General features: G+C 60.5%; 10 protein-coding genes. 1 reads left to right on the forward strand and 9 read right to left on the reverse strand.

Features of this window, described 5'->3' with window-relative positions; translation table 11 throughout:
- Positions 1-18: 18 nt before the first annotated feature.
- The 6 genes from ACTQ40_RS05235 to ACTQ40_RS05260 all read right to left on the reverse strand — a co-directional run bounded on the left by ACTQ40_RS05235 (position 19) and on the right by ACTQ40_RS05260 (position 5,221).
- Complete coding sequence (locus tag ACTQ40_RS05235; protein WP_441538480.1) at positions 19-486, reverse strand: PTS sugar transporter subunit IIA; 468 nt, start codon at positions 484-486, stop codon at positions 19-21.
- A 65-nt stretch (positions 487-551) separates the two neighbouring features.
- Positions 552-1,019, reverse strand: a complete 468-nt coding sequence (locus tag ACTQ40_RS05240) for a PIN domain-containing protein (RefSeq protein ID WP_441563518.1) — start codon at positions 1,017-1,019, stop codon at positions 552-554.
- Entirely contained in the window at positions 1,016-1,360 is a 345-nt protein-coding gene (locus tag ACTQ40_RS05245; protein ID WP_441563519.1) for a type II toxin-antitoxin system RelB/DinJ family antitoxin, read from the reverse strand. The genes ACTQ40_RS05240 and ACTQ40_RS05245 overlap by 4 nt, the downstream gene beginning before the upstream one ends.
- 233 nt (positions 1,361-1,593) lie before the next feature.
- Positions 1,594-2,301 (reverse strand): phosphoribosylglycinamide formyltransferase, encoded by a 708-nt coding sequence (gene purN / locus ACTQ40_RS05250; RefSeq protein WP_427795605.1) that lies wholly within the window; start codon positions 2,299-2,301, stop codon positions 1,594-1,596.
- Positions 2,291-3,394, reverse strand: coding sequence for a phosphoribosylformylglycinamidine cyclo-ligase (gene purM / locus ACTQ40_RS05255; protein ID WP_427717964.1), 1,104 nt, complete (start codon positions 3,392-3,394; stop codon positions 2,291-2,293). The genes purN and purM overlap by 11 nt, the downstream gene beginning before the upstream one ends.
- Positions 3,395-3,550: 156 nt before the next feature.
- A complete protein-coding gene (locus ACTQ40_RS05260) occupies positions 3,551-5,221 on the reverse strand; it encodes an amidophosphoribosyltransferase (RefSeq protein ID WP_441563520.1) in 1,671 nt (556 codons plus the stop codon).
- A 297-nt stretch (positions 5,222-5,518) separates the two neighbouring features.
- Here ACTQ40_RS05260 and ACTQ40_RS05265 point away from each other — a divergent pair, with 297 nt between their 5' ends.
- Positions 5,519-6,748, forward strand: a complete 1,230-nt coding sequence (locus tag ACTQ40_RS05265; protein WP_441563521.1) for a putative ABC transporter permease — start codon at positions 5,519-5,521, stop codon at positions 6,746-6,748.
- 106 nt (positions 6,749-6,854) lie between these two features.
- Here the strand turns inward: ACTQ40_RS05265 and ACTQ40_RS05270 are convergent, their stop codons facing one another.
- From ACTQ40_RS05270 to purE, 3 genes are all read right to left on the reverse strand, one after another.
- Positions 6,855-7,271: a molybdenum cofactor biosynthesis protein MoaE gene (locus ACTQ40_RS05270; protein ID WP_154516726.1), complete on the reverse strand. Its 417-nt coding sequence runs from the start codon at positions 7,269-7,271 to the stop codon at positions 6,855-6,857.
- A gap of 143 nt (positions 7,272-7,414) precedes the next feature.
- A complete protein-coding gene (locus ACTQ40_RS05275) occupies positions 7,415-8,131 on the reverse strand; it encodes a class B sortase (protein WP_441563522.1) in 717 nt (238 codons plus the stop codon).
- A gap of 330 nt (positions 8,132-8,461) precedes the next feature.
- Positions 8,462-8,926 carry a 5-(carboxyamino)imidazole ribonucleotide mutase gene (gene purE, locus ACTQ40_RS05280; protein ID WP_373575402.1) on the reverse strand — a complete coding sequence of 155 codons (465 nt, stop codon included), beginning with the start codon at positions 8,924-8,926 and terminating at the stop codon, positions 8,462-8,464.
- Positions 8,927-9,383 lie beyond the last annotated feature (457 nt).

Genomic DNA, 9,383 nt, shown 5'->3' on the forward strand with positions numbered 1-9,383 from the left:
ACTCCCCAAATGCCGGCCCTAGAAGTGGCGGCGGATGGCGTCGACCATGCCCTGGGACGAAGTCTGACCGAGCACGTCGGCTGCGGCGTCGGCATCCATAAAGATATTCATAAGCGCTTGCAGGGCCTCGACCTGGCCGCCCGGCTCGGCAATACCCAGATTGATGATGATCTGCGCCGGCACGGGGGCACCCATGCCCGCCATAGCATTGAACGTCACGGGCGCGGAGGGCTTCACCACCGCGATATAGGGCTTAGCCACAAACCCCGGATCGGTATGCGGAATGGCAATATTGGCCGCCGGCATGGCGAGGCCCGTGGGATAGATGTCCTCGCGCGTACGGACGGCATCGAGCCAACCGGACGCAATGTAGCCGCGCGGAGCGAGCTCGCCCTCGAGCCGCGCAAACACCTCATCCGGCGTCGCGCACTCCCAATCAAAAAACACCAGCTCAGGCGCGAATAGCATCTCGGCGTTATCCGCCATACCGTCCTCCAAAGTTGCATGAGGTTCACAATGCCCCATATGATAGCGAAACCAGACAGGCAAGGTTAGCCGAGGATCCCAATCATCTCGAGTGCGCGGGCAGGCGTCAAGCACACCTCGGGCATCGCCTCCAGCATGCGCCGGTCGCTCGTGACCACGTAGTCAATATCCGCCGTCTCGCCCGAAGCGATGATGAGGTTGTCTTCGAGATCCGGCATGCGCTTGCCAAGCATACGCGCCATCTCGCACTCTGCCAACGAAAGCGGAGAGGCAGTTGCCACCTGCATCATGTGCTCGATGCAGGCCCATGACGCCGAGGCAAACGGCACGTTAATCCCATTCGCATTCCGCCGGGCTAGACGCCGAGGCAGGATATAGAACACATCCTTTGCCGTCGTGGGCGTGTACAGAAGGTCAATCTTTCCCGCTTCGGCCAGTTCAACTAATCTCTTCGCTTCGTCGAACGCCCCCTCTTGCAGGTAATAATCGAGCCAAACGTTCGTATCTACCAAGAGATGCTTTGCCTCGATCATCGACAATTCGCCTCAATATCGGCAATCATCGTGTCATACATATCATCTCGTACGGCACCCCAGTCTTCCGCAGATGATCCAACTGGCGCAAAATCCGAAGCATTTAGCCCCAGCGATGAAAAAGCTAGGCCACACCCCTGCTCAGCCAGGCTCTCCGCGCGGGGCGCCTCGCGCTTATCCGTCACCATAAATCCCGGCAACGCTTGATGCTCGACAAGATAGGCCCAAAGCGCACGAACGGCATCGCTCGGCCCCAATCCATTGCGTGTCAGGACCGCATCGCCACCAGCCTTGAGCATAGGATCGATTCGTGTGTTGAGCTGCACCGTTGCTGCACCCATAGCGGCTCCTCTCTACTTGCTAGCAGTATAGCAAACATAAAAGGCCACGCAAAAGGGCCCCGCCCACACACGGACGAGGCCCTATCGGATTTCTTGGAATGGGAATGGTGCCCGTCACGTTATCCAAAGCCCAAAATCAAAGAGGTATTAAGCTGATTGGGGCACATGTGATTCCATATGCCCCAATCAGCTTTTTGATAGTTTACGTCGCAAGGAAAACCAGGCGAATCCTTTTACGCACGATGGCGCGCCGGATCAATTGCCACCTTACCGCTCTCCAGCACGTGGACGCGGCCGTCAGCGAGCATCTGCACGACTTCGGGATACAGCACGTGCTCGATCGCGTGAATGTGCTCCTCGAGTGTGTCGACATCCCAGCCTTCCTCAACAGCCAGCGCGCGCTGGGCGATGATGGGACCGTTGTCGTAGATCTCGTTGGCAAAATGCACAGTCACACCGGTCACCTTGACGCCGCGCGTAAAGGCATCGTCGATCGCATGCGCACCGGTAAAGCTCGGCAGCAGCGCCGGATGCAGATTGACAACGCGGTTGGGGAACGCCGCCAGCAGCGGCGTATGCACCATGCGCATGTAGCCAGCCATGACCACATACTCGCAGCCGCGCTCGAGAAGCTCGTGCGCAATAATCTCGTCGGCGGCAATAGGGTCGGCGTAGACATCCTTGGAGAGCGTCAGCGTCTGGATACCCGCACGCTCTGCACGCTGCAGGCCCTTGGCCGAAGGACGGCTCGACACCACGAGCTCGATCGAAGCATTGAGCTTGCCGGCGGCGATCAGGTCGATCAACGCCTGTAGGTTGGTGCCCGAACCGCTGATGAGCACGCCGATCTTGAGCGGCTCGGTGGTATCGGTGCCGGTCGGACGGGTATAGGGCGCAAAACCCAGGCCCTCGGCGGCAGCCGTCTGCTCGTTAGCGCTCATCGGAGTACACGACCTTACCGGAGCCCTCGACGCATTCGCCCACGCGGAACGGCTTCTCGCCCAGCGCGACCAGGGCATCGGTTACCGCGGCCTCATCTTCGGGAGCGACAATCAGGCACAGGCCGACGCCCATGTTGAAGGTCTTGCATGCCTCGTTGGGCGTAAGCTCGGCCTGGTGCGAAACATAGGTGATGACGGGCGGAATGTCCCAGCCCATCTCGGCGCCATTGCGGGTGACCACGGCGTCGACGTCGTCGGCCAGCGCACGGTTAAGATTCTCGGTGATGCCGCCGCCGGTGATATGGGCGATGGCGTGCACCGGAGCGCCGCCGCGGAGCAGCTCAAGAATCGGCTTGACGTAGATGCGCGTGGGGGCCAGCAGAGCGTCTGCCAGTGATGCGCCGCCGAGCTCCTCGAGCGGACGGCTCAGCTCCTCGGCCTTAGCGGCGGCCTCGGGCGTACCCGGCTTGATGCCGTCAACACCGATGACCTTACGCACGAGCGAGTAGCCGTTGGAGTGCACGCCGGTGGAGGGAAGGCCCAGAATCACGTCGCCGGGGCGGACGTTGGCGGGGTCGAGCATCTTGGGACGGTCGACGACACCCACGGTAAAGCCGGCGAGGTCGTAGTCGGCGGGAGCCATGACGCCCGGGTGCTCGGCCATCTCGCCGCCCACGAGCGCGCAGCCCGCGAGCTTGCAGCCATCGGCCACGCCCTTGATGATCTTTGCCATGTGCTCGGCCTCGATGTGGCCGATGGCAACATAGTCCAAAAAGAAGAGCGGCTCGGCGCCCGAAGCCAAAATGTCGTTGACGCACATGGCGACCAGGTCCTGGCCCACCGTCTCGTGACGGTCCATGATCTGGGCGAGGACGAGCTTGGTGCCCACGCCGTCGGTACCGCTGATCAGGATCGGGTCTTCCATATCCTTAAGTGCGGCGGCCGAGAACAGGCCGCCAAAGCCACCGATGCCGCCGATAACCTCGGGACGGTTGGTATCCTTAACCATTTGCTTAATAGCGTCGACGGCGCGGCCGCCCTCGGCGGTATCGACGCCGGCATCCTCATACGTCACATGCTTGCTGTCGCTCATCTGAGCCTTCCTCTCCCACTACCGTTTGACACACAGACGCCAAACAGTGCTCATAGTTGCCCTCAAGTTGGCGCACACGGTAACAACGCGCGCCGCCAAATCAACAAAACAGCAGGTAAAACCTACCAAAATGAACCTGTCCCTAAATGGCAGGTTCTAGGCCTCGCCGTGCTTCTCTTCCCAGCTGCGGTCATCGTATTTCTCGACCACGGCGTCGTCGCCAAAGTGCAGCGGCTTATCCAGGTTGCGGGGCTTAAAGCCCTCCATAAACTTGTCGCGGCCAAAGCTCTCGGGAATCGCCACGGGATAACGGCCGGTAAAGCACGCATCGCAGTAGCCGCCCTTGGGCATGACCTTCAGCAGGCCCTCGACCGAAAGGAAGGCCAGCGAATCGGCGCCAATGTACTCGCAGATCTCATCGACCGTCTTGTTAGCGCTGATGAGCTGCGACTGCACGTCGGTATCGATGCCGTAGAAGCACGGCCAGATGACCTCGGGCGAGTTGATGCGGATGTGAATCTCCTTGGCGCCGGCGTTGCGCAGCATCTTGACGAGCTGCACCATGGTGGTGCCGCGAACGATGGAGTCGTCGATGACGACCAGGCGCTTGCCCTCGATATTGTCGCGCAGTGGATTGAGCTTCATGCGCACGCCCATGGCACGCAGCTCCTGCGTGGGCTCGATAAACGTACGGCCCACATAGCGATTCTTGATGAGGCCCTCGCCAAAGGGAATGCCGCTCTCGCGCGAATAACCCTCCGCAGGCGGCAGACCGGAGTCGGGCACGCCGATGACCAGGTCGGCATCGACGGGCTCCTCGTGTGCCAGCTGACGACCCATGTCGTAACGGCAGGCGTAGACGCTCTTGCCATTCATGATGGAGTCGGGGCGGGCAAAGTAGACCTGCTCAAAGATGCAGTTAGCGGGCTCTTTGGCAGCGGGCACACCCTGCTCGGATACCAGGCCCTCGGCACTGATGCGCAAGATCTCGCCGGGACGGACATCACGGACATACTCGGCGCCCACGATATCGAGTGCACATGTCTCGGAGGCAACGACCCAGCCGCCAGCGCGCGTGACATGAGCGGCAGCGTCGACCCTCGCGGCGTCGTCTTGCGACGGTAGCTGCGAAACGGATGCGGCGTCGGCCTGGTCCAGGCCCTCGTCCACGAGCTTGCCCAGCACCAGCGGACGAATGCCATGCGGGTCACGGAAAGCGTAGAGTGCCTGCTCGTTGATGAGCGTCATGGCGTAGCCGCCGCGCACGAGCTCCATGGTCTTGCGAATGCCCTCGCGCAGGTGGCCCGTACACTGGGTAAAGTAGCCAATGAGCTTGGTCGCGACCTCGGAATCCGAATTGGAGAGGAACGGCACGCCGAGCTCGATCAGCTGGCGGCGCAGCTCGTCAGTGTTAACCAGGGTGCCGTTGTGCGCAAGCGCGATGATGACGCTGTTGATGGTGGAAAGATGCGGCTGCGAGGCTTCCCAGCTCTTGGCGCCGGCGGTGCCATAGCGCACGTGGCCCACAGCCAACTGGCCGGAGAGCGTCGACAGGTCGGCGTTGGAGAACACGCGATCGAGCAGTCCCAGGTCTTTGCGAACCATAACCGTGCCGCCATCGCCCACGGCGATTCCCGCCGATTCCTGGCCGCGATGCTGCAGCGCACGCAGACCAAAGTACGTCAGTCGAGCCACGTCGCGATCGGGTGCCCACACACCAAAGATGCCGCATTCCTCATGCAGCTGGTCGGAGTCCGGATCATACGTCGACATGGTCGTCACCCGTCCCGTAGCACGCTCGGCCGCGCGGATGGTTTCTTGAGACATGGCATCCCCTCAGAGCCTCGTTATTTGGCGTTACCTGCCCTATTATACGCACGGCAAGACAAGCACTCCCGCGCATGAACAGCGGTTTTTAAAAGCCCACCGAGCTTATAATCCGTTTTGCGGCCAAACATTTTATCGGGCAACCCGCCCTCGGGGCCAACGGTCCCGTATGTTTCCGTCGCGACGCGTCTCGCCCACCGTTAGGGCTTACATTGCTGCAATTGGGCCATTCGTCCTGTCTTTAAGCAGGTCGGCGGCGTATCCTTGTAACCTACAACAAAACGAGAAAGGTTCCGTATGGATCGAAACGAACTCGACCCCAGCGTCCCCAGCGCCACGGAGGTCAAGAAGATTCCCCTCATCATTAAGGTGTACGCCGTCCTGTGCATCCTGTCCGGCGTAGGCACGCTCCCTTCGGTCGGCGCCTTTATGTGGCAGGTCATCACCGCGCTCATCAACGGCAACGCCGCCGCCAAGCTCGGCGACAACACGCTCGTCGCGGTCGGCCTTATCGTCGCCGGCATCATGCTCTCGGCGGCGAGCGCGGTCATCTTGATCATCTTTGGCCTGGACCTCATCAAGAACCAGCGCCGCAACGCCGCGCGCCTGTCCTATATCCTTATCGCACTTACCGTCGTTGAGCTTTTGGTCGACGTGATGCTCCAGGGTATCGGGCCGTTCTTGCTGCGCCCCGCCATCCAGCTCGGCATCCTCGTCGCGCTTTCGGCCACTGTTGACCCAACGCTTCGTCAGGAGCGCGAACTGCAGCGCCGCTTGCAGGAGATGCTCGATCGCGACGCCGCCGCCGAGGGCATGCTCGGCCGCGATGAGACCGGCGAGGGCTACATCAAGCTCAACTACTTCAACCTGTTCTGGGTATTCTTTGTCTGCTGCGTGCTCGGTCTGATCCTGGAGGACATCTGGCACATGACGGTCGACGATCCAGGCGTCTACCAGAACCGCGCCGGCATGCTATTTGGCCCCTTCAGCCCCATCTACGGATTTGGCGCCGTACTCATGACCATGGTGCTCAACCGCTTCTACAAAAAGAACCCCATCATTATCTTTTTGGTGAGCGCCCTGCTTGGCGCAAGCTTTGAGGTCTTTGTGGGCTGGTTTATGCAGACCTCGTTCGGTGTGGTCTCGTGGAGCTACTCGCACATGAAGCTCTTTGGCATGCCCGATCCGCTCGCCGTGCTTACGGGCGGTCGCACCTGCACGGGCTTCGCCTGCCTGTGGGGTCTGGGCGGACTCATCTGGATCAAGCTGCTGCTGCCCAGATTGCTCAAGCTCATTAACATGATTCCCTGGAAGAGTCGCTACTCAGCCACCGTCATCTTTACCATCATCATGCTGGTCGACGGCGTCATGACGCTGCAATCGCTCGACTACTGGTACCAGCGTGTCAACGGCACGGCCAGCGATATTCCCGTTGCGCAGTTCTACGGAAAGTACTTCGATAACAAGTATATGGAAAATCGCTTCCAGAGCATGACCATGAGCCCCAAGGACGCCACACGCGTGTAGCGAGCGCCGTCACAAAACAGCCCCAACACACCAAAGCCCGCTGGCAGATCTACATGAACTGCCAGCGGGCTTTCGCTGTAGACGTACACGGGTTGCCGGCTAGGCGTTACGCTTCGCGCTCGACCTCGCTCACGCACTCGTTCTTGATAGTGCCGACGAGCGCCTGCAGGGCATCGACCACATGCGGGCGAATGTCTCCGCCAATGAGCACGAGCATGATGTCGTCGCCCACGGCAAGCTCGCCGCTCGCCAGCCATACGCGCACATAGCCGATGCCGGGCATCGCGCGCGTCGCTTCGATGGCAGCCTGTACCTTGCTGGCGTCGTAGCCAAACACCACGCCGCCTACCTTGTGGCCCGGCGCCACGCCATCGGTCTCGACACCGCGCGCCTCGGACTTAGGCGTCGCACGCACCACGCCATTGTGCGTCAGGTACATGCCACACGCCGGCGCCGAAGCGTCGGCCTTGGCTTCGCGCAGCCACGCATCGACCGAAGGCATCAATTTGCCACTTTCAAGCATCGCTTCTCCTTTTTTCCGTCGTCGAGTAGCTAATTTGGGACGGGGCTCTTTTAGCTACCGCGGGCATGCAGAATGATTTTGCTGGGTTAGGTGACTGGGGTAGCTAAAAGAGCCCCGTCCCAAATTAGCTACTCTCGAACCACTTATTCCTCGACCGGTGTGAGCACCATGACGGCGCGCGTATTGCTAAATGACAGTGAGCGGCAGGTCACAAGCGTTACAACCTTAGTTGCCGAGGCAGCACGGTCGGTCGCATCGCTTGCCACGGCCGAGGCGCCATCGAGCATCTCGGACAGATAATTCGTCAGCCCGTCGTCGCCCTCAAAGTTGGTCGCGCGCGCCTTGGCATACGTATCCTCAACCACCTTGGTCGCCAGCGGTCTCAGCTTATACGTACCGTCGCGCGTAATGTAGTACACATACTCGATGCTATCGAACTTTGCCTGGTCGGTTGTGTCCGAAATAATGTTGAACATCGAGCCGTCGTTCATATGATGGCCATAGATCGTGGTCTGCTGGTCCACCATACCGGGGGCCGTATCGTCGCAGTCCAGGAAAATTGCACCGGAAGCGTTGGATGTACCGTCAAACAACGTGTTGAGGTACTTGGAGTTATTGTTGGCCTGAACCACCGGATAATTGATAGTAGTATCCGGAACGTAAATCCAGCCGACAATCTCGGGGTTCGTCTGCGCAAGGGCATCAAAATCAACGACGGGGATGCCGCTGCCATCCTTATCGCTCACATATTGTTTCTCGATCTTTGCATACGAGTCGCTTGCCTGTTTGTAGCCAATTTGCGCATTGATGTAGATAGCCGCTGCGGCAACAATCAATCCGATTCCGACAATGATGAGCAAGATAGGGAAAATCGACCGACGTTTTTTGCGCGGCTGTTGGACATGTCCCGCCGAGTCCTTATGGGCCGGTGGCGTAGTACGCTGCGGCGATTTCGCCGTGCTATACGCCGAAGGACGGTATGCGGCAGGCGTATTCTGGCGCTGGCGGCGCTGCCCTGTCGGCACCACGGGGCGTGGGGCACGGGCATGCTGGGGAGAGGATGCCCGACCCTGCTGAGGCGCACGGCTGTCAGCGGGCTTTGAAGGGTCGGGGATTTGAGAGGACCTAAAACGTTTTCCCTGATAGTCGGACATAACTCTCCTTATGGCACAAAAGGAATGGTGGCGATCTTACGCGTCAGCCATCTCCTGTTTCATTTTCTCAATGACCGTACGATACTCGGGGTCGCAAGCGCCCAGAATCTGTGTGGCGTAGATAGCGGCGTTCTTGGCGCCGTTGATGGCAACACAGGCTACGGGCACGCCCGAAGGCATTTGCACCATCGACAACAGCGAATCCATGCCGCCCAGGTCACTCGTCTTCATAGGAACACCGATAACCGGCAGCGGCGTAAAGGCAGCCACGACACCGCCCAAGTGAGCGGCCTTGCCGGCGGCGGCGATAATCACCTTGATACCGCGATCGGCAGCAGTCGAAGCCCACTCGTGAACCTTCGCCGGCGTGCGGTGCGCGCTTGCGATCACGAGCTCATAGGGCACGCCCAGCGCCTCGAGCTCGGCGGTGCAGCCTTCCATAACGCCCAGATCGGACTTGGAGCCCATGATGATCCCGACAACCGGCTTCTGATCTGCCATAAATAAAGACCTCCTGTTGAGAGCGGTGACGCGGCCAATCCGCGACCCTTAACTACTGAGAGTAGTATAGCCGCTCCCGTCCCTGCGGTCTGTTGGTGCTCTGCGGCGGCCCGGTGTTTTCATCTTCACTCCGGTTGCTACGCAAAGTCGCTCAGCTAAATAACCCAGCCCGCCGCGGGGCACCCGGGGACCTACCGGATATTGCCATGACGTACGTTGGCTGAAATATTAACGTGGGATCTGCCGTTCATTCGAACGGCAGATCCCACGCTCACTTTTTATTCAGCCCCAGTCATCGCGCAAAGCCCCTTCGACAGTACACGGTGCAGCCAAGTCACCACAGGCCGGGGGGGGGGGGGGGGGGGGGGGGGGGGGGGGGGGGGGGGGGGGGGGGGGGGGGGGGGGGGGGGGGGGGGGGGGGGGGGGGGGGGGGGGGGGGGGGGGGGGGGGCGGGGGG

It is taken from the genome of Collinsella sp. Sow4_D11 (genome assembly GCF_052116465.1).
GTDB lineage: Bacteria > Actinomycetota > Coriobacteriia > Coriobacteriales > Coriobacteriaceae > Collinsella.